The organism is Henriciella sp. (assembly GCF_029937755.1).
Classification (GTDB): domain Bacteria; phylum Pseudomonadota; class Alphaproteobacteria; order Caulobacterales; family Hyphomonadaceae; genus Henriciella.
Window position 1 is genome coordinate 175,550 of record NZ_JAPYPG010000002.1, and the last position, 20,752, is coordinate 196,301.

A 20,752-nucleotide genomic window follows, 5' to 3' on the forward strand; every position below is an offset into this window, starting at 1 on the left:
GCGGGATATGGATCGGCTTTGCCTAGTATTCAAACACCGATGCACCGTCATCCTGACCGATGATGACCGTGCGCGCCATGCCGATGAAGAGACCATGCTCCACAACGCCCGGCACATCGGACAACAGACGGGCGGCTTTCGGCGCATTCGGGATCACTGAACAATGGCAGTCGAGAATGTAGTTGCCGCCATCGGTAATCACCGGCTTGTTCCCGCTGCTCGTGCGCACATCGATGCGCGGCTTGGCGACCCCGGCAGCTTTAAGCGCGTCAAATACCTTCTTGGCCGTGATGGTGTAGCCGAACGGCGTGACTTCGACCGGAAGCGGAAACTGGCCAAGCATGTCGACCTGTTTGGAGGGGTCGGCAATCACCACCATCAGATCGCTCGCATTCGCGATGATCTTCTCGCGCAGCAGGGCTGCCCCACCGCCCTTGATCAGCTGGGCCTCGCCATCAACCTCGTCTGCACCATCGACTGTGAGGTGTATGCGGTCGACATGGTCGATCGGCAGAAGCGGTACACCGAGCGATTCTGCAAGACGCCGGGTGTCTTCGCTGGTGGGAACACCTTTGACCATGAGGCCATCCGCGATCTCTTCAGCCAGCAGTTCGACAAAGTATTTCGCCGTCGACCCGGTACCGAGACCAACCGTCATGCCCTCCTCAACAAAGTCGATAGCCGCCATGGCGGCGTTCTCTTTCTCTCTCTCATTGGCCATGACGCGGGTCTCCTATTTGCGGGCTGCCTTTTCAGCGGCCTTCTTCGTCCTGAACTCGTCTGCCCAGCCCGGTTTTTCGACCTGACGGCCGCGGCCAATCGCGAGCGCATTCTCCGACACATTCTCGACAATGACGGAACCGGAACCGACATAGGCCCCATTGCCGATTCTCACCGGCGCCACCAGCGCGCTGTTCGACCCGATGAAGGCATTGTCGCCGACCCTGGTCTGGTATTTGAGGAAGCCGTCATAATTGCAGAAGATGGTACCAGCGCCGATATTCGCATTCGCGCCAACATCCCCATCGCCCAGATAGGCAAGATGATTGGCTTTCGCGCCGGGGCCGACACGGGTTTTCTTCACTTCAACGAAATTACCGATCTTCGCCCCTTCGCCAATGAAGGCGCCAGGCCTCAGACGCGCATAAGGGCCGATCTCGGCATTCTCTTCGACATTCGCACCTTCAAGATGCGAAAAGGCGCGGATCAGTGCGCCTGAGCGGACATGCACGCCGGGCCCAAAAACGACGTTCGGCTCGATCACGACATCATTGTCGATGATAGTGTCGTGGGCGAAGAAAACGGTCTCGGGCGCGATCATCGTCACGCCCTCGCTCATCAGTTCATCGCGACGCCGGTCCTGGAAAGCCGCTTCAGCCTTGGCGAGTTCCTTGCGTGAGTTCACACCCTGCACGTCGCGCTCCTCGCAGGTCACGGTGCGGCAGGTCGATCCTTCCTTGCGAGCAAGCGCCACAATGTCGGTGAGATAGTACTCGCCCTTTTGGTTGTCATTTGTGACCTTGGAGAGCAGCCGGAATAGCCGCTCGGCGCGAACGGCCATGACGCCGGAATTGCAGAAGTCGATAGCCAGTTCGTCCGGGCTCGCATCCTTGGCCTCGACAATGGCTTCAAGGTCGCCATCCTTACTGGTGACCAGGCGGCCATAGGCCCCCGGTGCCGCCGCGCGAAATCCGAGAACGCCCACGGCAGCGCCGCCCTCAAGGGCCTCGAACAGCGATTCGACAGCACTTGCAGGGATCAGTGGTGTATCGCCATAGAGAACGATGACATCCCCGACGAACCCTTTCAGCGCCTTCTCTGCAGACCGGACCGCATGACCGGTCCCGAGTGGCGGATCCTGTACAGCCGTCGCGCCATGACCGAGCGAGGCTTCGGCATGCTCCTTCAGCTCCGGCGTATTCGGCGAGATGACCGTGATTATCTTCGAGCACCCGACCTTGCGGGCGAGATCGATCGACCAGTCAAGCATGGGCTGCCCGCCCACCTTGTGAAGCACCTTGGGCAGGGAAGACTTCATCCGTGTGCCCTGCCCTGCAGCCAGGATGATAGCGGCTCTTTCCATCATGAATCGCGTCTCGTTATCCTTCGCAAACTCGCCTAAACCATCTGCCGGTTCGATGCGAGAGGTTTAAGGAGGTCCGATGACAGGCACAGATATGACAGGATGGACGATTGTCTTCGATCTGGACGGGACCCTGATTGATACAGCGCCAGACCTTCATGCCTCTCTCAATCACAGTCTGGAAAGCGCCGGGCTGACGCCGGTTCCTTTTTACGCGATACGGGGAATGATCGGTGAAGGCGCCAAGGCCATGATCCGCAAGGGCATCACCTGGAACGGCGATGACGAAGCCAATCATGATATCGAGCCCCTCTGGGAAGCGTTCCTTGCTCATTACCGCGAGAATATCTGCCGCCTCAGCCGGCCCTTTCCTGACGCCGTCGCCTCCATTGACCGCCTGCTTGAAGCCGGCGCCGTCTGCGCTGTCTGCACCAACAAGACCCAGAAGCTGGCTGAAGCAGTCCTCGACACGCTCAACCTCTCCGGAAGATTTTCCGCAATTGTAGGCGCTGATGCCGTCCCGGAGAAAAAACCGAATGGCGATCACATCATCCGGACAATCAAGGCCGCTGGCGGAATGGAACGGCGCGCCATCATGGTGGGTGACAGCCAGACAGACGAAAGGGCAGCCCGGGATGCCGGACTGCCCTTCGTATTCGTGACGTTTGGTTATGGACCAGAACCGGAGGGGTTTCCGGACATGGTGACCCCCAATACCTACAAGGAGGTCATGGCAGCCATCAGAACCATAATGTCTTAGGCGACTTCGACTGCGTCGTTTGGACGGTATGTCGTGCGCAGTTCTTCCTGGCTCTTGGCGATGCGGCGACGCGGCATGCCGTTGACCATGTTGGAACGCAGGTCCGTACGGGCACTACGCATCGCCGGGACGAAGCCAGCGTCCACGAGGTCTACGTCGACCTCATAGCCACGCTCGGCCCAGTATTCACGGATTTTTTCGCGAAGGCGTTTTGCACCTTCATTGTTGCACCAGTCTTTCATTTCAATCTCTCCAGGCTAATTGTTTTTGCTAGGAGCATTTTACTCCCGGCTTCTGCCTGTCCTTCTGTTTGCTGTTTTTTTTACGTGGCGAGCGATTCACTGCCGCCGTTCGTGAAGCTTAAATGACGTTTATTCACATGAAGCTCAAGGTTTCTTCTCGATGAAATTCGAGTAACCTCCGAATATGAACAACCATTCATGCTGAACATCTGTTCATTTTCACGCCTCTTTCGTCTGCCATAAATGCCTATCATCGTTCGGGACTGTTTACGCCACTGGTTTCATATGAAATTATTTAATTGTGGCGACATTCCGGACGTGTCGCGCGATTGGGCGACAGAATGCCGCAAAACCCGACAAATCAGGTTGCGCGCTAACATAGATATGCGGAATTGAATGAAAGCTATGCCGTTCGGAAGGCAGTAAAGCCCTTGTGACGTCTCGCTGCCCTACTCGATTGACCTCTTCGCGCGAGCCAATTATGACGCGCCTTTCCCGTATCCGGGCGATTAGCTCAGTGGTAGAGCACTGCCTTCACACGGCAGGGGTCACTGGTTCGAACCCAGTATCGCCCACCATTCAAATCCGGTTCGCTTCGCGAAAAAATCGATCCGGTGGATCGATTCCAGGCTTTGACTGCGGCGGCAGCCGCCAATTCAGTGAATCGGATTCTAAGCCACACGAATTAACGCTGTAGCGTCCCTTGGCTTCTCCACGCTTCGGATAGACCGCGCTCGGGGTAGCGTCCCAGCACCGTCTCACCGCGTTTCACCTTTGCGAAAATCTCGCGCGCGCTCTACACCCGCCCTTCCATGAAGTCCTTCCTGCGCCATCCCCTGGTTTCTTCCGCACTCGGTTACCTCATCTGGGCTTATATGGTCGTGTGCGCGCGGACCATCCGCTGGCAGGTGGAGGGAGAGGCAGGTTTTCGGGATGCCTGGAAACAGGAGCACGGCCTGATCGTCGCCGCCTGGCATTCGCGTATCCTTCTTATCCCGGCCATCTGGAGCAAGATCGCGCGGAAGCTGCCAGCCAAGAGCTACCAGACGGCCATGCTGATCTCGCTTTCAAGAGATGGAGAAGCCGTTGCCAAAGCCATCGAGCATCTTGGGCTCGACTCGGTGCGCGGCTCATCGACCCACAAGCGCAAGCGCAAGGACAAGGGCGGCGTGGCCGCCATCGCGGAAACAAGCCGGCGCCTGAGAAAGGGCAGTGTTGTCTGCATCACGCCGGATGGTCCGCGCGGTCCGGCCGAAAACGTACAGGCCGGCCCGGTTCTGCTTGCCCAGCGTTCGGGTGCAGCCATCATACCCTATGCCCTGGCCGTCAGACCGGCCTGGCGGCTGGACACCTGGGACCGGTTCATGATCCCACTTCCCTTCTCGAAAGGCGCCATGGTGATCGGTGAGCCGCTCTTCATTGCCAAGTCCGAGAGCGCCGGTGATGGTATCGCCAAGACTCAGCAAGCCATCGATGCCGCCCATCAGCGCGCCGAGTCGCTGATCAGCCCGACTGGCCGAAAGGGCTGACGGACTCGCCGCAGACCGTTAAGGATCGCGCATGAGTCTGGCTCGCACCGCCTACGAAGTCGCCACGACAGCCGCCGAACCTCTGCTCGGCCTGGTCGTGCGCCGCCGGCTGAAAGCCGGCAAGGAGATCGAAGGCCGCGCGCAGGAGCGGTTTGCCCGCACAGATGAGTCGCGACCAGAAGGCCAGCTTATCTGGATGCACGGCGCCAGCATCGGCGAAACCCGCCTGTTGCTTGAAACCGCACGTGAGCTGCAGACCCGCCATAGGGGCCTGCACTATCTCTTCACAAGTCAGACGGCGACAGCTGCTGACCTCATTGCCCGCACCATCGCTGAAGACACAGCCCTCCGAAACGCGGCCCGCCACCAGTTCGCGCCAATTGATACACCCGCCATCGCGAAACGCTTCATCGAGTATTGGCGGCCGGATCTCGCCGTTTTCGCTGAAGGCGAGATCTGGCCAAACCTTCTGAAACAGCTGCGCAAGCGACACATTCCAACGGCGCTCATCAATGCCCGCATGACGGAAAAGAGCCTCGCCGGCTGGGGACGCTGGCCGGGCCTGAGCCATGATCTCTTCGGCCGGTTCGATGTCATTCTCGCCGCTGATGGCCGGACGGCCCGGGGCCTGAAAGGCCTTGCCGGCAAAGCGGTCGAAACCCCCGGCAATCTGAAAGCGGCCCTTCCTCCGCCAGACCATGACTCCGCCGAGGCGGCCCGCCTCAGTGCCAGCTTCATCGGTGAGCGTCCCTGCCTCGTCGCGGTCTCCACGCATGAAGGCGAGGAAGCCTTCGTCCTCGACGCCTTGTCCGCCATGCAGCCAAGGCCCGCCTGCATCATCGTGCCCCGCCACCCCGAGCGGGCCGCCTCGCTCATGCGATTGCTGGATAGTCGGGGTTTCAGCGTTTCGCAGCGTTCGCTCAAGCAGCCGCTGGATCTCTCGACAGACATTCTTCTAGCGGACACGCTGGGGGAGGTCGGCCTGTTCGCGCGGCTGGCTGACACCGTCTACTTGGGCGGCGGCCATGCCCCCGGCATCGGCGGCCACAATCCGATCGAAATCCTCCTGCTCGGAAAGCCTGTGGCCACCGGTCCGAACGTCTTCAATTTCGATGACACGAAACGCGATCTGCTCGGGCGCCCCGGCTATAATATCGTGGAAAAGCCGCAGGACCTCGCTGAAGGCTTTCCTTTCGAGCCACCAAGCGCAGAGGTCATCCAGTCCATGGAAGCGGTTGCCCGAGAGCCCATGGAGGCGACGGTCGACGCCCTGCTTCCGCTTCTCCGCAAGGAGGCGCGCATATGAGACCCCCGCGCTTCTGGGATGGCGACCTCGATCCGCGCTCCCGCGAAGCGGCCCCGTTAACGCGCCTGCTGCTGACACCTTTCTCCATGCTCTATGCCCATGTCACCGAGCGGAAGATCGCCAGAGCGGATCCGCTCAAGCTATCCATCCCGGTGATCTGCGTCGGAAATCTGACCGCTGGTGGAACAGGCAAGAGCCCCGTGGCCGCTGGCTTGCGAGACTTGCTCGCCAAACGCTTTCCGGAAAAGCGGATCACCACTCTTTCACGCGGCTATGGCGGAAAACTGGATGGTCCGCTCAAGGTCGATATCAAGGCCCACACGGCGGCTGATGTCGGGGATGAGCCACTGATGCTGGCGGCAAGCGGCGAGGCCTGGATCGGGGCGGATCGCGCCGCCTCCGGGAAGGCTATGGACGCCGAAGGGGTCGATCTCATCATTATGGATGACGGCCACCAGAACCCCGGCCTCTTCAAGGATATCTCGCTGATCGTCGTCGACAGCGAAGCCGGGTTCGGCAATGGCCACGTCATCCCGAAAGGCCCGCTGCGCGAACCCATCGCTGCGGGACTGGCGCGCGCCGATGCGGTGGTTCTCACGGGCAGCGGCAACACACCTGCTGACCTCCAGAATACATCTCTGCCGGTCATCCGGTCCCGGATCAAACCAACCGCCCCTTTGCCAGCGATGGACTATGTTGCCTTTGCCGGGATCGGTCGCCCGGAGAAATTCTTCGACACGCTCGAAGAGCATGGCGCGAAACCTCTCGACGCCATCCCCTTCCCCGACCATCACACCTATTCCGACGGGGACATCCGATACCTTCGCGAGCTTGCAAAGAAATATTCTGCCCAGCTCATCACGACGGAAAAGGACTTCGTCCGGCTGCGTCAGGATCAGCGCGACGGCATCGTCACCCTTCCCATCCGGGCCGAGTTCACCGATATGAGCGCGCTCGACCGGGTGCTCGCACCTGTGGCAGACCGAATGGGCTGATGAACAAGCAAGACGCGCCACAATATGTCCGTCCAAAGGACATCGATGATCGCTCCACCTTCTGGCAGCGTGTCGGCTGGCGGCTGGAAGCGATAGCGTGGGACGTCGTGTACTGGTGGCCGATGAAAGCCCTCGGTCCGGACAGGGCCTCCGATGCGGCAGGGTGGATCGTCAAACGCATCGCGCCAATGCTTAGCCAGAGCAAGACCGTAAAACGCAATCTACGCCTCGCCTTCCCGGAGTGGGACGAAGACAAAATTGAACAGACCGCAAAGGCGGCATGGGAGAGTGTCGGGCGTACCGCCGGCGAGCTGCCACACCTGCCGAAGATTCATCCTTATGAGGGTGATCGGGTCGAGGTCGTGAACGCTGAGAGGCTGGATGCGGTAGAAGCCGCCGGCAAGGGCGCAGTCTTCATCTCGGGCCATTTCGCAAACTGGGAAGTCATGGCCGCCGTCATCTGCCGACGGCCTGTCGATTGTCTCGTCACGTATCGCGCCCTCAACAACCCGCACATCGACAGGCGCATTAACAAGGTCCGCCATGATTACGGCATTGGCGTGCTCGCGCCGAAGGGGCTCGGCACGCGTGAACTGATGCGCGCGCTGAGCAAGGGCCGGTCAGTCGCATTGATGAACGACCAGAAGTTCAACCAGGGCCTCGCTGTCCCCTTCTTCGGCCACGATGCCATGACGGCCCCGGGCCCGGCCCGGCTGGCGGTGAAGTATGGCGTTCCAATCATCCCCGTCTCGACGGTGCGAACAGGCCCGGCCCGGTTCCGGGTCACCATTCATGACCCCATCGCATCGGCGGAAGGCTTGAAAGGCGACGAAGCTGTCGAGGATTGCGTAAAGAAGATCACGGCCTTCATCGAGGCTGAAGTCCGCGCCAATCCGGGCCAATGGTTCTGGCAGCACCGCCGCTGGCCGAAATCGGCCTGGAAGGATGCCGGCGTCTGAGGCTGGACCGCGCCGACAAACGCGCCATCTGAAGAGAACCATACGGGAGGACCACCAATGTCCATCTTCACCATCATCTCCGCGCTCGCGCTTGTCTTCTGTGCGCTGATCGGCCTCGGCGCGCTGATCGCCCCGAAATGGGCGCAGGGGGTCGTTCGGCTTGTGCCTGACCCCACTCCTGAGAAGCCGGGCGGCTTTTCAGAGTTTCGCGCAACCTATGGCGGTCTTCTCTTCCTGCTGCACATGACGGCCCTCGTCATCCTGTTGCGCGTGGGCGGGCTTATCGGCGTCCTCGCCATCATGCCTGTTGCAGCCGCCTGGATTGGTGCGGGCTGCGGCCGGGCGCTCTCCTATCTGATCGACATGAAAGACAATCGGGACGCCGGACTTATTCCTATATGGATCGCGCTGGAACTCGCCCTCGGCCTTGCAATTGCCTCACCCGTTCTTCAGATAGGACTGAACCCCTAGAGGACAGCCATATGACGGATCGTCGAGAGACGCCCCGGCCCGCAAGACGGACCAGCAAACCCGGATCAAAAGACAGTAAGCCACCAGCCGACTGGAGCGAGGGCGAGCGCATTGCCAAATGGCTTGCGCGCGCCGGCATTGCCTCGCGCCGGGCCTGCGAAACCATGATCGAAAATGGCGAGATCGCGGTCAACGGCCGCAAGCTGACCTCGCCGGCCTTCAAGGTCACCGGTTCCGAGACGATCACGGTCAAGGGCAAGCGCATCAGCGCGCCCGATGCGACGCGCTTGTGGCGGTATCACAAACCCTCCGGCCTGATCACCACGACCGAGGATCCGGCGGGACGGCGCACCATCTTCGACGAGATGCCCAAACACCTCCCGCGTGTCATTACGGTCGGCCGGCTGGACCTGACCACCGAAGGCCTGTTGCTGCTCACCAATGATGGCGAGCTGGCCCGCGCGCTGGAGCTTCCCTCCAATGAGTTTCCGCGTATCTACCGCGCCCGAGCCCATGGCAGGGTCACGCCCGAAAAACTCCAGGCGCTGGCCGAGGGCATTGAGGTCGACGGCGTCCGATACGCACCGATCAAGGCCGAGCTGGAACGTGAGACCGGAACCAATAACTGGATCCGGGTCAAACTGTCGGAAGGCAAGAAACGTGAAGTCCGCCGCGCGCTGGAATCGGTCGGGCTCGACGTGAACCGGCTGATCCGCATTTCCTACGGCCCCTTCGCACTGGATGACCTGCATCCCGGCGCCGTGGAAGAAGTGCTGCCGAGCGAGCTGCAGGCGGAGCTGGGGTCGATGATCAAGGCCCGGCAGCCGCGCCGGGATAGAGGTAGCCGCAAGCCGAAAGCATCAAAAGCTGACGTTGAGACAGGGCTTCACAAAGGCAAGCGGAGCCGTACCATCCGTAAAAAATGAGACATGCGTCATTTTACGGGAGGTTCCCATGGCCGATACCGCAGTTGCAGTTCCACCAAAGACAAAAAAGGATCCCACGCGCGAGATGAGCGCGGCGGCGGCAGCGACCGCTGACAAGATCGTGGATCCGGATGTCTATGCCCACATGCCGGAACTCGATGCCGCGTTTGCGCGGCTGCGCAAGGAAGACCCAGTCGCATGGTGCGAGCCGGAAGCCTTCAGGCCTTTCTGGGCTGTCACCAAGCATGCCGACATCATGGAAGTGAGCCGGCAGAACAAGCTCTTCACCAATGGCGAACGCGAAATGCTCTCCTACGCCGAAGCTGAAGAGAAGGTCTATGCGCAAACGGGCGGGCCGCACCTGCTCAAGACGCTGGTCCAACTGGATGACCCGATGCACTACAAGCTGCGTCACCTCACCCAGGACTGGTTCATGCCTCACAAGGTGAAGACGCGCGAGGAGGCCATCGGCAAGATCGCGAAGGAATTCGTGGACCGGATGGAAGACAAGGGCGGCGAGTGCGACTTCCAGCAGGACATCGCGCTCTACTATCCGCTTCGTGTGATCATGCAGATCCTCGGCGTACCGGAATCCGACGAGCCGATGATGCTGAAGCTCACCCAGGAGATTTTCGGCGCGCAGGACCCGGACCTGATGCGTGACAAGGAACTGTCGGAAGGCGGCGATGCCGACAAGGGCCTGTCTTCCATCCAGGAGACCCTCGCCCAGTTCTTCATGTACTTCACCAACATCACACAAGACCGGCGCGCCAACCCGAAAGACGATGTCTCCACCATCATTGCCAACGGCACCGTCGACGGCGAGCCGATCGGCCAGCTGGAAGCGATGAGCTATTACATCATCGTCGCGGCTGCCGGGCATGACACAACCAGCGCCTCGACCGGCGGTGGCGTTCTCGGCATGCTGAACAATCCGGCGCAGCTGAAGAAGATGATGGATGACCCGAAGGGTATGTCACGTACGGCCGTGGATGAAGCGATCCGCTGGACCACACCGGTGAAGCACTTCATGCGCACCGCTCAGGACGATTATGAACTGCGCGGCCGCAAGATCCTGAAAGGCGAGAGCCTGCTGCTCTGCTACCCCTCCGGCAACCGTGACGAAGACGTCTTCGACGACCCGTATGAATTCCGCGTCGACCGCAGCCCAAACAAGATCATCTCGTTCGGACATGGCGGGCATATGTGCCTCGGCATGCACCTCGCCCGTCTCGAAATGCAGGCGATCTATGAAGAGCTTTTCTCGCGCCTGAATTCAATCGAGCTAGCGGGCGATCCGAGCTTCATTCGCGCGAACTTCGTCGGCGGGCCCAAATCCATTCCGGTGCGCTACAAGTTCTAGGCAGCAGGCCTGCTAGTCGGCCTCGTCGCGAAAGTAGAACTCAACCCGACGGTTGAGTGCATAGGCCTCGCTTGTCTGCGCAGGGTCGATCGGGCGGGTTTCGCCATACCCGACCGCATCCATCCGGTCTCGCGAGACGCCTTGCTCGATCAGATAGTCGACAATCGCATTGGCGCGCTTCTGTGAGCGGATCTGGTTGAACGACTGCGCCCCTCGTGCATCGGTGTGCACGCCAATCTCGAGCGGATGCGCCTCACAGATCATGGCCAGGCCGGCAATTGCGTTCAGGAGCGGCTGGCTCACCTCGTCTATGCCCGTATCCTCATTCACGTAAGCGATGGTATCGGTCCGCGCGATCTGATCGGCTCTGGTCCGGCAGATATCAACCTCCGGATCTGGCGTCAGGCTAGCCAGGACTGCGCCGGGCTGGCGCGGCGTATCCGGGCCAGTGATGGCATCAATGATGTAGAGGTCGCGGTCGGCCAGCGCCCTGTCTGCTGAGATTTCAGAACGAACACGCGCAACTGCATCTTCGTGCACTTCCGCGCTTTCGGCCTCACCGCTGAGAACGAGAACCTTGTCCACCGAATCGAGCCGAAGCCACGGGAAACCGTCATTCATCATTCTGTCTTCAAACTCATTGATCCAGACAATCTGCTTCTGGGTCACTTCCGGCGGCAGCTCAATCGCCATGTCTTCGCGTGTCGGCGAGAATTTTCCGTCCGCGAACAGATAATATCCATCCGGGATTTCGACGCATTGCACGGAGGATGTAGATACAGTCTCGCCGCCTGGGTCAGTTGCCTTGCTCCCGCCCCCACCGCACGCAGAAAGCAGCGCCATTGCTACTGGAACCAGGGCTGCTGCCGCAAATCGCGCTGTCCTGATCATGCACCAAACTCCAAACATTCTTCGCTTGTTCTTAGACCGTCTTTCGGCAATCGTAAAACGCACTCCTTGCATCGCCAAAGCACAAAAATGACGGAGAGCTCCAATGCTCCTTGCAAATTTGAGGCCCCTATTCGCTGGTCTGCTCCTTTTCGTTTCTCCGGCGGCCAATGCCGACAATACGGATGTAGCAGTCGAGTATGACGCACCTGATCCTTCTATCGATGCGGCAGTGAATGCATGCCTGGAAAGCGAGGGGGTCAGTCTCCTGAGGGAGCATGATGCCATCTGCTACAACGCTGCCATCTTTCCCGAAGAATTCATGCAGCTCGCAACCATGCCGGAAACGGGACGGATCGTCATCAGCAGCCCGGGCGGCAATGTCGCGACAGCCCGCATGATGAGCCGCATCCTGGATGAGCGCGATGAACCCATTCTCATCGCCGGCCAGTGCATGTCGGCTTGCGCCATGGTAATTGTTCCGGGCGCCGATGAATTACAAATCCACCGCACCGCACACATCGCCGTACACGGAATAGCGATGATGGGCTTCCAAGACTGGCTTGGCTGGCTTAAACAGGGGGCCGAACCCTCCAGGGCTGACTTCATGATGGCGAGCCTTGGCTACAATTTGGGATATACCATGCACAAGAGTGGTCGCGATCATATGGCTGGCCATCTTGAAGGCCAGTATGTTGACCAGGCCTACATCGATATCATCAGTGAACGGATGCAGGATGCTGCGCTTGCCTATCCCTGTCGCGTCAAGCCCAATCAGTATTGGGGCATGATCGATTCCGGGCATCTCAAGCGCTTCCTTGGAGATCGCATCACGCACCTGGAAGACTATGACCAGACATGGGAGGCGCCGGGCCGCACGCTCTTTCGAGACAAGGTGGTCTCTATCAGCGACCAGACCTACATCTTCGCCAGGGATTACAAGGAAGCCGGTTGTGACGGTTAAGGCTCAGGCCGGCAGCTGCTCCTCGGGATAGTCCGGGTAGCTCGCTTTCATAACGCCATGATTCAATAGCATCTCAGCCTTGAGATCGCTTCCGGCCTCGTCGAAAAATTTTGTCCGAACCCAGTAATTCTCAGCACGGCGCGATTGGGACAACGCCACAATCTCGCGCTTCAAGCGATAGGTCTCACCGACGAATAGCGGTCCGTTGATCATACGGATTTCAAGGTCTGCGAACAGGCCGATCGATGGCCGCTTCACAGGCCATTTCACCATGCTGCCCGTGTAGTTACCGATCACCGACACCATCTCGGTGGGAATGATGGCCTGCCCCCATGGAGATGCCGATGCATCTGAATACCAATCCATTGGCTCAGTGATCTTCACCAGCTTCTCGTTCAGCGAGAAGGGATAGAGATTGCCCATATGCTGGTCGGGACCCATGCGGACAAGCTCGTTCTCCGGCCCCGTCATCCCGACTTTCATGTCGGACAGGATGACGAGGTCACCCGGCGGGCGGAGTTTCGCCATTCGTGCCTCGAGCAGTGTCTCGCCATGGTCGGGTCCGAGCGTCGCACTTGCCTCGAGGACGGGGGTCCCATCCTCCTTTTCAGCACGGCAATAGGCGTATGTGTCCGACTTCGGCTCGATGAAAACCCGAACCGCCTCGCCTTCGAACACCATCGTCTGGAAGTGCGCCGAGAAGCAGCCGCGCTCGAACCACTCCTTGCCGAACAGCTCGACCAGGTAAGGCGAGAACTGGCTGAAATGCGTTGGCCCCTCGATCGGCCCGGCCTTTATGCCGAGCTTTTCGGCCTGGCTGTCATCATGCAGCGAGGAGTGCCCGTCATAGGACTGCTCCTGCAGCATCTGCGCAGGCTTGCGAAGCGGACCCTCGATCACCTTTGCCATGGCCCTAGCTTTCCATTCCGGCCATGCGCGCGCGCTCAGCAGCAAACTTCGCCAGCGGCACAACACGTTCCGCATTCGCGGCGGCATTCGCGTTTGAGGCCGTCCCGTCGCGCACCCGCCCGACGATGCCCTGCAGGATGCCGGCAAGCCGGAAGGCGTTATAGGCAAAATAGTAGTTCAGGTCCGGCATGCCATCGCGCCCGGTATGCTGGCAGTAGAGATCAACATATTCCTCGAGCGTCGGAATGCCCCAGGCCTTGAGATCCTTGATATTGGCAATCGAGCCGCGGGACTCGTCATTGCCCGGCATCACCCAGTTCATCAGGTGATAGGAGAAATCGGCCAGCGGGTCGCCCAGTGTCGACAACTCCCAGTCCAGTACAGCGATGACCTTCGGCTCGGTCGGGTGCAGGACCATGTTGTCGAGACGATAGTCACCATGAACGATGGTGACATCTTCCTTCGCCGGCAGGTTCTTCGGCAGCCAGTCGATCAGCTGCTCCATCTCCGGGATGTGCATCGTCTCGGATGCCTTGTACTGCTTCGTCCAGCGATGGATCTGGCGCGCACAATAGTCGCCCTCCTTGCCGAAATCCTGCAAGCCGACCTTCTTGTAATCGGTGTTGTGCAGGTCAGCGAACGTCTTGACCTTGGCCTCATAGATCTTGCGGCGCTCGGACGGCTCATAATCAGGTAGCGTCTGGTCCCACAGGATGCGGCCGTCGACATTGTCCATGACGTAGAAAATCGTGCCGATCACCTCCTCATCCATACAGAGCCCATAGGGTCTGGCGACCGGGAAACCTGTCGGATAAAGCGCGTTGATGACCTTGAACTCGCGGTCGACCGCATGGGCCGAGGGCAGCAGCTTGCCCGGCGGCTTGCGGCGCATGACATAGGTCTTGTTCGGGGTGAACAGCTTGTAGGTCGGGTTGGATTGCCCGCCCTTGAACTGTTTGACGGTCAGCGGCCCTTCATAGCCCTCGACGTTCTTTTCCATCCAGTCAGCGAGATTTTGCTCGTTGAACTTATGGCTTTCGGCAACGTCCTTAGTGCCGGTGTACAACTCCTGTGCCGCAGCTTCCGCCATGGGTCTTCTCCCTGTCTCATCTCGTTGCGCGCACCCTACCGCGTCAGCGTGTGCGAACAAGCATCTCGCAGGGTTAAATCGCCGCATAGCGGCAGCCGGAAATTATCCCGGCCGCCGCTATTTTCGCTGCGGGTTCAGCGATCGCTGAGGTCGCTCAGGGCATCGGCAAACCGTTCGCCATGACGAGCCGAACCACGCGCCCGCTGGAGAAGCTCGATCGTCGAGGCATCAAGCTTTTCATTATCGAGTTCGCGGCCGATCTTGTCGGCAAGATGCTCTTCGCCGTCGTCGACGGCTTCGAGCGCGGCCTTTTCATCATCCTGGAACAGGGCGGTGAAGTCCGCCCAGGCGCGGTGGAGACTGCCACCGACACCGCCCTTGGTGACCGGCTCGCCGCCATACTCGCTTACACGCTCCTGAAACGCCGAAATCAGTTCCAGACGCTCGGCGGCCAGCGAACGGAATTTCTCTCGCAGGACGTGGCTCTTATCGGCGATTTCGAACACTTTCTGATAGCCTTTCTGGCTATCGATCAGCGTTTTGGTGACGTCATTCAGGACGTCGACATTCGGATTGGACATTCTGTTCTCCATTTGCGCCTGATGCGCATAAAGACAGAACGGTCAGTTGCCGGAAAAAGTTTCCACGCCCTGTAATAATGACGCTTATTTTAGCACGCGGTGGCCGATATCCTTGCGGTAGAAACCACCTGTCCATTCGATGGCCGCCACACCATCATAGGCTTTCGAAATCGCCATCCTGAGGTCATCGCCCACAGCCGTCACGCCAAGCACGCGCCCGCCTGCGGCGACAAGTTCACCCTGGTCGTTCACATCCGTACCGGCCTGGAAGACGGTGACGCCATCGAGCGCATTCGCGATCTCCACGCCCTTGATGACGGTGCCCTTCTCGGCGGTGCCGGGATACCCATTGGCCGCCATGACCACCACGGCGCTCGGTTTGAAGTCCGACAGGCCCATCATCTCGCACAGATCCGCATGCGCGCTGACCAGCCCACCCGTCGCACAGACGAGCAGAGCCGGAACAATGTCCCCCGGCAGCCCCGCCATCAGGACCTGGCACTCCGGATCGCCAAAGCGGGCATTGAACTCGACCACTTTCGGACCGGCTTCAGTGACCATGATGCCGACATAGAGAACGCCCTGATACGGCATCTCATCCTCGGCCATGCCTGAGAGCATCGGCTCGACAATCGTGGCCTGGACGAGCTCCAGCGTGCGGGCATCGACGACCGGCGCCGGCGCATAAGCCCCCATGCCGCCAGTGTTCGGGCCAACATCGCCGTCACCGACACGCTTGTGATCCTGCGCGACGGGCAGGTAGATGGCCCCTTCTCCGTCCGTCATGACAAAGATTGAGGCTTCCTCGCCTTTCAGAAACTCCTCGATCACGATCTCGCTCGACGCCTCGCCGAACTTGCCGGTCATGAATTCCTCGACCGTGTTCTCGGCCTCTTCGAGCGTCTCTGCGATCACGACGCCCTTGCCGGCGGCCAGGCCGTCAGCCTTGATGACGTAAGGCGCGTTCATCGTCTCGAGGAATTCAAGCGCCTCGGTCAGATCGTCGAACCGGCCATACTCTGCAGTCGGTACGCCATACTTTTGCATCAGGTCCTTGGCGAAGCCCTTGGATGTCTCGAGCTGCGCGGCCTGCTGGCTCGGCCCGAACACATCGAAGCCGCGCGCTCGTAGCGCATCGGAGGCGCCTGCAGCGAGCGGGGCTTCCGGCCCGATAATGATCAGGTCAGGCATGATCTGAAGTGCCAGCTCCTGAACAGCCATCAGGTCCGTCACATCGAGATCGAAGCATGGTCCTATCTTGTCCATGCCCGGATTGCCCGGCGCGGAATAGACTTCGTCGACCAGCGGTGACTGCGAGATTTTCCAGGCCAGCGCATGCTCGCGCCCGCCCGAGCCAAGGATGAGAATTTTCATGCAGCGGGTGATGGACTTGGGCGGGGGCGCAATCAAGCCCTGAAATGAACCGCAACGCGGCCACAGTCTCGCCTTACCGGCCTGATGGTCTCGAATGGCCAGTGGACATGGCTGGCAAATTCACTTGAAGATACGGAGTCAGAGAAGGCAAGGTGAGCCCATGGCAGACAATCCTCAGAGACGCCGCCTCCCCCGTGACCTCAGCGGGCTTTGGACGGGCTATTACGCCTATGACCTGACAGACGAGGCGATCATGTTCACCGCCTGGATCAAGGAAGACGGTGGCAAGGTCACCGGAACGGTCCTGGAAGAGAATTTCAGCACCGAAGCGCTCGATGGCGAATTCGAAGCGACGATTCATGGTTTTCGTCACGGGCTCGATGTCCGTTTCACCAAGGTTGCGCTCGATGAAGAGGGTGAACCGATCCTGCTGCGCTACCATGGCGATACGGATGCCGACTGCTGCCTGATATCTGGCGTCTGGTTCTTCGACGACCCGTCCGACTGGACCGGCACATTCATGATGACCCGAATCTCCGGCGACCTGAAAACGCGAGTGACCGCCAGCGCCTCGCAATCTGGCGATGACGGGGCTGACGAGGGGTAGGTCGCGGTGTCTGAAGAGAGCCCTTCCAACGTCACCGAATTCACGGTGTCCCAGCTCGCTTCGAACCTGAAGCGAACCATCGAGACGGCCTATGACCATGTCCGTGTCCGCGGAGAACTCGGCCGGGTAACGATTGCCCGCTCGGGTCACATGTATGCCGACATCAAGGACGAGAAGGCTGTTCTCAACACGGTGATGTGGAAAGGCTCGGTTCAGCGCCTGCCCTTCAAACCCGAAGAAGGCCTCGAAGTCGTCGCCGAAGGGCGTCTCTCCATTTATGCCGGGCGCTCCAACTACCAGATGATCGCTGACTTCATGCGCCCTGCCGGTGCCGGCGCACTGATGGCGCTGCTCGAAGAGCGCAAGAAGAAGTTCGCCGCCGAGGGCCTGTTCGACGAGGGCCACAAGAAGCGCCTCCCCTACCTGCCCCGTACCGTTGGCGTCGTGACCAGCCCGACCGGCGCCGTCATACGCGACATCCTGCACCGCATCCGCGAACGCTTTCCGGTGCGCGTCATCCTGTGGCCAGCGCTCGTCCAGGGCGATACGGCTGCTGCCCAGATCGAAGCGGGTATTCGTGGCTTCAATGCCATGACCGGTGAAGACCGCCCGGACGTGCTGATCGTCGGGCGCGGCGGTGGCTCGATCGAGGATCTCTGGCCGTTCAATGAAGAGAATGTCGTGCGCGCCGCATTCGAAAGCCGGATTCCGCTGATCTCGGCGGTTGGTCACGAGACCGATACGACACTGATCGACTATGTCTCGGATGCCCGCGCCCCGACACCGACCGGCGCAGCGGAAATCGCGGTGCCCGTGCGCCAGGACCTGCTGATCGCCCTCGGTGAACTTGGCCAGAGCATGACGCATGGCCTGTCGCGCATGGTTCGCCATGACCGCGACCGCCTTCGTGCAGCCCGCCTGCCCCGGCTGGAAACCCTGATCTCCCAGAAGCGCCAGACGCTGGATTATCTTGAAAACAGTCTGCGCACCTGTCTTGGTAGCGCCATTAAATCCAAACGTATCGAGTTGACGCGAACCGAGGCCCGCTTCAGGCCAGAGCCCTTGCGGATCGACGCCAGACGAAAGCGCCAGCAATTGATCGATGTCGCTCGCAGAGCCAACCCGGCAGTGACGCGACTCGTGAAAAACCATTCAGAGCGATTCGCGTCACAGGCGAAACTGCTTGAAACCCTCTCCTATCAGGCGACCCTGGAGCGTGGCTTTGCCATCGTGAAGGATGCCGACGGTCATGTCGTGAAAAACGCCGGCACCGTCAATGCAGGGGCCCATCTCGACATTGCACTCGCCGATGGCTCAATCAGCGCCGAAGCGACCGGCATCGCGAAGCCTCAAAGCCGGAAAGCGGCGGCAAAACCGAAAACACCAAAACCGTCCAAGCCAAAGCCCGAGCCGAAAACGCCGAAGGATCCGGACGCGCCACCTCAGGGCTCACTGTTCTAGGTCGCCCGACCCTTTCCAAAAGTGGGCTGAAACTGGGCTGTTTCTGGAATGTTTTCGGAATGCCGTCCGGAGCAATCCATCCCACACTTTCTTGACGGAAACTCTGCCTCAGGAAGCCATACGAATCCGGAGGACGTTTCCGACCGTGTCCTCCACGACAACAGAAGTACCTTCCGCTGGATTACTGCCATCCACCGTTTCGGCTGACCATTCCGTGTCTCCGAGCTTCACCCGGCCAAAGCCTCCGGAAAAGCCTGCGATGACAAGGCCTCTCTGGCCAACTGTGCGAGCCATTCTCCGGTTCAGTGTCGGGTGGTCACCGGCCAGCCGGCGCATGCCCGCAAACACTGTTCGTCCAAGTATGAGAAGCCCCGTCGCGGCCACTGCAAAGAAGATGAGCTGGCCCTGCCATTCGGCCAGACCGGCTGGTGCGATAGCGGCAAAAATCGCTGTGATCCCAGCAGCAATAGCGATCCAGAGCAGATCGAAAGTGCCCACGGCCATCTCGATCGACAGAAGGATCAGCCCAAGCGCCAGCCAGTGCCAGAAAGTCAGCGGCCAGAGCAGCTCGTTCATCGCCTCCATTACCGATCCTCCCTTGGCCGCGTCGTCGGCACGGCACCGCCCGACCCGCCGCGATTACTCGCCGCGCTCTCGGTGAGCCCGCGAATACCCTCAATCGTTCCAAGGATGGAGCTGAACTCGGCAGGGATGATCACCGTCTTCTGGCTCTGTGATGTCGCCAGTTTCTCGAAGGCCATCACATATTGCTGGCCGAGGAAGTAATTGACGGCATTCACATCGCCTTTTGCGATGGCCTCCGACACCATGGCGGTCGCCTTCGCTTCAGCTTCCGCCTCTCTTTCGCGAGCTTCCGCATCGCGGAAGGCGGCTTCGCGGCGGCCTTCAGCTTCAAGAATTTGAGACTGTTTCTGCCCCTCTGCCTTCAGGATCGCCGACTGCTTGTCACCTTCGGCTGTCAGGATTTCAGCCCGCTTGAGGCGCTCGGCCTTCATCTGACGCGCCATGGCTTCTGTAATATCTGCAGGCGGTGTGAGGTCAGCGATCTCGATCCGCGTGACTTTCACGCCCCAGGGGTTGGTCGCTGCATCAACGACTGACAGGAGCCGCGCATTGATCTCGTCACGATTTGACAGGACCTCATCAAGATCCATCGAACCGACCACCGTCCGGATATTCGTCAGGGACAGGTTCTCGATCGCATTCTTGAGGTTATTGACTTCATAGGCCGCAGACACCGGGTCGATGACCTGGATGAACACGACCGCATCGCAGGACACCATCGCATTGTCCTTGGTAATGACTTCCTGGGTCGGAATGTCGAGCACGCTCTCCATCATGTTCATCTTGCGCCCGACACGCTGATAGAAAGGGACGATGAAGTGCAGTCCTGGACTTAAGGTCTTGGTATAACGGCCGAAATTCTCGACCGTGTAATTGTAGCCCTGCCCGACGACGGTCACCGCCGAGGTGAGCAAAACCAGCCCTGCGACCGCCAGAATTATGGCGACGATAAATGATGGCTCCATACAGGGTCCCTCCTCTGACCTGTAAGATACATCGGTACGATTTTGCCGTTTTTCAATAAAACTGAGAGTCAAAACGGCGCATACCGATGCCGATATGCGCCGTTCTAATGTGGTTCAGCTGATTCCGGGAGCGTTAAATCTGTCCGAGAAGATAATCAGCGCTTGAGACCTTGAACTCGCCGCCGTCCTCGACATTGATCTGCTCGACGACGCCATCCTTGACCAGCATGGAATAGCGCTTGGAGCGCTCACCCATACCGAAGCCGCTTGCGTCCATTTCCAGACCACAGGCTTCCGCGAATTTGGCATTACCGTCGGCCAGCATGCGAACCTTGCCCTTGGCACCGGCCTGTTCGCCCCAGGCATTCATCACGAACACATCATTGACCGAGGTGCAGACGATATCATCGACGCCCTTGCCATGCAGCGTCTCTGCCTTGTCTAGAAAGCCCGGAAGGTGCTTGGCCGAACACGTCGGTGTAAACGCGCCCGGCACGGCAAATAGCGCCACTGTCTTGCCGGCGAAGATATCGTCGGTCTTGCGCGGCTCTGGACCATTGTCCGTCATTTCCATGAAGACCGCATCCGGCAGCTTCTCGCCTTGTTTGATTGTCATTGATTACTCCTCTGAGACTGCTCGCTACTTAGGCACGCCAGCCATGATGATCAATGAGCGCTTGCCAATCTCCGGGCC

General features: G+C 59.8%; 22 protein-coding genes and 1 tRNA gene. 12 read left to right on the forward strand and 11 right to left on the reverse strand.

All coding sequences use genetic code 11. The features are described 5' to 3' along the window. Window positions 1-22: 22 nt before the first annotated feature. Both rpiA and glmU read right to left on the reverse strand, forming a co-directional pair. Window positions 23-721, reverse strand: coding sequence for a ribose-5-phosphate isomerase RpiA (rpiA, locus tag Q1K29_RS06175; protein WP_300392084.1), 699 nt, complete (start codon window positions 719-721; stop codon window positions 23-25). Window positions 722-733: 12 nt separating this feature from the next. After that, window positions 734-2,086 (reverse strand): bifunctional UDP-N-acetylglucosamine diphosphorylase/glucosamine-1-phosphate N-acetyltransferase GlmU, encoded by a 1,353-nt coding sequence (glmU, locus tag Q1K29_RS06180; RefSeq protein ID WP_300392085.1) that lies wholly within the window; start codon window positions 2,084-2,086, stop codon window positions 734-736. Window positions 2,087-2,162: 76 nt separating this feature from the next. On the opposite strand from glmU, the gene Q1K29_RS06185 reads away from it, so the two are divergent. Further along, window positions 2,163-2,843 (forward strand): HAD-IA family hydrolase, encoded by a 681-nt coding sequence (locus Q1K29_RS06185; RefSeq protein ID WP_300392086.1) that lies wholly within the window; start codon window positions 2,163-2,165, stop codon window positions 2,841-2,843. On the opposite strand, the gene Q1K29_RS06190 is transcribed toward Q1K29_RS06185, so the two are convergent. Continuing rightward, entirely contained in the window at window positions 2,840-3,085 is a 246-nt protein-coding gene (locus Q1K29_RS06190) for a hypothetical protein (protein WP_300392087.1), read from the reverse strand. The two genes, Q1K29_RS06185 and Q1K29_RS06190, sit on opposite strands and share 4 nt — an antisense overlap. 503 nt (window positions 3,086-3,588) lie before the next feature. On the opposite strand from Q1K29_RS06190, the gene Q1K29_RS06195 reads away from it, so the two are divergent. From Q1K29_RS06195 to Q1K29_RS06230, 8 genes are all read left to right on the forward strand, one after another. Continuing rightward, a tRNA-Val gene (locus tag Q1K29_RS06195) sits at window positions 3,589-3,663 on the forward strand. A 234-nt stretch (window positions 3,664-3,897) separates the two neighbouring features. Then, entirely contained in the window at window positions 3,898-4,614 is a 717-nt protein-coding gene (locus Q1K29_RS06200; protein ID WP_300392088.1) for a lysophospholipid acyltransferase family protein, read from the forward strand. A 31-nt stretch (window positions 4,615-4,645) separates the two neighbouring features. Then, window positions 4,646-5,920 (forward strand): glycosyltransferase N-terminal domain-containing protein, encoded by a 1,275-nt coding sequence (locus Q1K29_RS06205; protein WP_300392089.1) that lies wholly within the window; start codon window positions 4,646-4,648, stop codon window positions 5,918-5,920. Next, window positions 5,917-6,915, forward strand: a complete 999-nt coding sequence (gene lpxK / locus Q1K29_RS06210) for a tetraacyldisaccharide 4'-kinase (protein WP_300392090.1) — start codon at window positions 5,917-5,919, stop codon at window positions 6,913-6,915. Before Q1K29_RS06205 ends, lpxK begins: the two co-directional genes overlap by 4 nt. Further along, window positions 6,915-7,874, forward strand: a complete 960-nt coding sequence (locus Q1K29_RS06215) for a lysophospholipid acyltransferase family protein (RefSeq protein WP_300392091.1) — start codon at window positions 6,915-6,917, stop codon at window positions 7,872-7,874. The genes lpxK and Q1K29_RS06215 overlap by 1 nt, the downstream gene beginning before the upstream one ends. A gap of 57 nt (window positions 7,875-7,931) precedes the next feature. Further along, on the forward strand, window positions 7,932-8,345 hold the full coding sequence (locus Q1K29_RS06220; protein WP_300392092.1) for a hypothetical protein: 414 nt from the start codon (window positions 7,932-7,934) through the stop codon (window positions 8,343-8,345). A gap of 11 nt (window positions 8,346-8,356) precedes the next feature. Next, complete coding sequence (locus Q1K29_RS06225; RefSeq protein ID WP_300392093.1) at window positions 8,357-9,271, forward strand: pseudouridine synthase; 915 nt, start codon at window positions 8,357-8,359, stop codon at window positions 9,269-9,271. Between the two features lie 28 nt (window positions 9,272-9,299). After that, window positions 9,300-10,634 carry a cytochrome P450 gene (locus Q1K29_RS06230; protein WP_300392094.1) on the forward strand — a complete coding sequence of 445 codons (1,335 nt, stop codon included), beginning with the start codon at window positions 9,300-9,302 and terminating at the stop codon, window positions 10,632-10,634. A 12-nt stretch (window positions 10,635-10,646) separates the two neighbouring features. Here Q1K29_RS06230 and Q1K29_RS06235 read toward each other — a convergent pair whose 3' ends face one another. After that, window positions 10,647-11,525 (reverse strand): OmpA family protein, encoded by an 879-nt coding sequence (locus tag Q1K29_RS06235; protein WP_300392095.1) that lies wholly within the window; start codon window positions 11,523-11,525, stop codon window positions 10,647-10,649. A gap of 103 nt (window positions 11,526-11,628) precedes the next feature. Between Q1K29_RS06235 and Q1K29_RS06240 the strand changes: the two genes are divergently transcribed. Continuing rightward, entirely contained in the window at window positions 11,629-12,486 is an 858-nt protein-coding gene (locus tag Q1K29_RS06240; RefSeq protein WP_300392096.1) for a hypothetical protein, read from the forward strand. A gap of 3 nt (window positions 12,487-12,489) precedes the next feature. Here Q1K29_RS06240 and Q1K29_RS06245 read toward each other — a convergent pair whose 3' ends face one another. The 4 genes from Q1K29_RS06245 to purD form a co-directional block, all read right to left on the reverse strand. Further along, a complete protein-coding gene (locus Q1K29_RS06245; protein ID WP_300392097.1) occupies window positions 12,490-13,395 on the reverse strand; it encodes a hypothetical protein in 906 nt (301 codons plus the stop codon). Between the two features lie 4 nt (window positions 13,396-13,399). Continuing rightward, entirely contained in the window at window positions 13,400-14,485 is a 1,086-nt protein-coding gene (locus Q1K29_RS06250) for a phosphotransferase family protein (RefSeq protein ID WP_300392098.1), read from the reverse strand. 134 nt (window positions 14,486-14,619) lie between these two features. Then, complete coding sequence (locus Q1K29_RS06255; RefSeq protein WP_300392099.1) at window positions 14,620-15,066, reverse strand: PA2169 family four-helix-bundle protein; 447 nt, start codon at window positions 15,064-15,066, stop codon at window positions 14,620-14,622. An 84-nt stretch (window positions 15,067-15,150) separates the two neighbouring features. Beyond that, complete coding sequence (gene purD, locus Q1K29_RS06260; protein WP_300392100.1) at window positions 15,151-16,440, reverse strand: phosphoribosylamine--glycine ligase; 1,290 nt, start codon at window positions 16,438-16,440, stop codon at window positions 15,151-15,153. 160 nt (window positions 16,441-16,600) lie between these two features. On the opposite strand from purD, the gene Q1K29_RS06265 reads away from it, so the two are divergent. After that, complete coding sequence (locus Q1K29_RS06265; RefSeq protein ID WP_300392101.1) at window positions 16,601-17,047, forward strand: hypothetical protein; 447 nt, start codon at window positions 16,601-16,603, stop codon at window positions 17,045-17,047. Between the two features lie 6 nt (window positions 17,048-17,053). Continuing rightward, window positions 17,054-18,508, forward strand: a complete 1,455-nt coding sequence (xseA, locus tag Q1K29_RS06270) for an exodeoxyribonuclease VII large subunit (protein ID WP_300392102.1) — start codon at window positions 17,054-17,056, stop codon at window positions 18,506-18,508. A 108-nt stretch (window positions 18,509-18,616) separates the two neighbouring features. Here the strand turns inward: xseA and Q1K29_RS06275 are convergent, their stop codons facing one another. The 3 genes from Q1K29_RS06275 to Q1K29_RS06285 all read right to left on the reverse strand — a co-directional run bounded on the left by Q1K29_RS06275 (window position 18,617) and on the right by Q1K29_RS06285 (window position 20,674). Next, entirely contained in the window at window positions 18,617-19,093 is a 477-nt protein-coding gene (locus Q1K29_RS06275; RefSeq protein WP_300392103.1) for an NfeD family protein, read from the reverse strand. Further along, window positions 19,093-20,058 (reverse strand): SPFH domain-containing protein, encoded by a 966-nt coding sequence (locus tag Q1K29_RS06280; RefSeq protein ID WP_300392104.1) that lies wholly within the window; start codon window positions 20,056-20,058, stop codon window positions 19,093-19,095. The genes Q1K29_RS06275 and Q1K29_RS06280 overlap by 1 nt, the downstream gene beginning before the upstream one ends. Window positions 20,059-20,191: 133 nt before the next feature. Beyond that, a complete protein-coding gene (locus tag Q1K29_RS06285) occupies window positions 20,192-20,674 on the reverse strand; it encodes a peroxiredoxin (protein ID WP_300392105.1) in 483 nt (160 codons plus the stop codon). Between the last annotated feature and the right edge of the window lie 78 nt (window positions 20,675-20,752).

Coding starts and splice junctions, on each gene's coding strand:
- Q1K29_RS06280 (WP_300392104.1), bottom strand. CDS start 20,058: ATGGAGCCATCATTTATCGTCGCCATAATTCTGGCGGTCGCAGGGCTG.
- Q1K29_RS06190 (WP_300392087.1), bottom strand. CDS start 3,085: ATGAAAGACTGGTGCAACAATGAAGGTGCAAAACGCCTTCGCGAAAAA.
- Q1K29_RS06235 (WP_300392095.1), bottom strand. CDS start 11,525: ATGATCAGGACAGCGCGATTTGCGGCAGCAGCCCTGGTTCCAGTAGCA.
- glmU (WP_300392085.1), bottom strand. CDS start 2,086: ATGATGGAAAGAGCCGCTATCATCCTGGCTGCAGGGCAGGGCACACGG.
- Q1K29_RS06200 (WP_300392088.1), top strand. CDS start 3,898: ATGAAGTCCTTCCTGCGCCATCCCCTGGTTTCTTCCGCACTCGGTTAC.
- Q1K29_RS06255 (WP_300392099.1), bottom strand. CDS start 15,066: ATGTCCAATCCGAATGTCGACGTCCTGAATGACGTCACCAAAACGCTG.
- Q1K29_RS06275 (WP_300392103.1), bottom strand. CDS start 19,093: ATGGAGGCGATGAACGAGCTGCTCTGGCCGCTGACTTTCTGGCACTGG.
- Q1K29_RS06225 (WP_300392093.1), top strand. CDS start 8,357: ATGACGGATCGTCGAGAGACGCCCCGGCCCGCAAGACGGACCAGCAAA.
- Q1K29_RS06220 (WP_300392092.1), top strand. CDS start 7,932: ATGTCCATCTTCACCATCATCTCCGCGCTCGCGCTTGTCTTCTGTGCG.
- Q1K29_RS06185 (WP_300392086.1), top strand. CDS start 2,163: ATGACAGGCACAGATATGACAGGATGGACGATTGTCTTCGATCTGGAC.
- Q1K29_RS06230 (WP_300392094.1), top strand. CDS start 9,300: ATGGCCGATACCGCAGTTGCAGTTCCACCAAAGACAAAAAAGGATCCC.
- Q1K29_RS06250 (WP_300392098.1), bottom strand. CDS start 14,485: ATGGCGGAAGCTGCGGCACAGGAGTTGTACACCGGCACTAAGGACGTT.
- Q1K29_RS06285 (WP_300392105.1), bottom strand. CDS start 20,674: ATGACAATCAAACAAGGCGAGAAGCTGCCGGATGCGGTCTTCATGGAA.
- lpxK (WP_300392090.1), top strand. CDS start 5,917: ATGAGACCCCCGCGCTTCTGGGATGGCGACCTCGATCCGCGCTCCCGC.
- Q1K29_RS06240 (WP_300392096.1), top strand. CDS start 11,629: ATGCTCCTTGCAAATTTGAGGCCCCTATTCGCTGGTCTGCTCCTTTTC.
- Q1K29_RS06265 (WP_300392101.1), top strand. CDS start 16,601: ATGGCAGACAATCCTCAGAGACGCCGCCTCCCCCGTGACCTCAGCGGG.
- Q1K29_RS06245 (WP_300392097.1), bottom strand. CDS start 13,395: ATGGCAAAGGTGATCGAGGGTCCGCTTCGCAAGCCTGCGCAGATGCTG.
- Q1K29_RS06215 (WP_300392091.1), top strand. CDS start 6,915: ATGAACAAGCAAGACGCGCCACAATATGTCCGTCCAAAGGACATCGAT.
- rpiA (WP_300392084.1), bottom strand. CDS start 721: ATGGCCAATGAGAGAGAGAAAGAGAACGCCGCCATGGCGGCTATCGAC.
- Q1K29_RS06205 (WP_300392089.1), top strand. CDS start 4,646: ATGAGTCTGGCTCGCACCGCCTACGAAGTCGCCACGACAGCCGCCGAA.
- purD (WP_300392100.1), bottom strand. CDS start 16,440: ATGAAAATTCTCATCCTTGGCTCGGGCGGGCGCGAGCATGCGCTGGCC.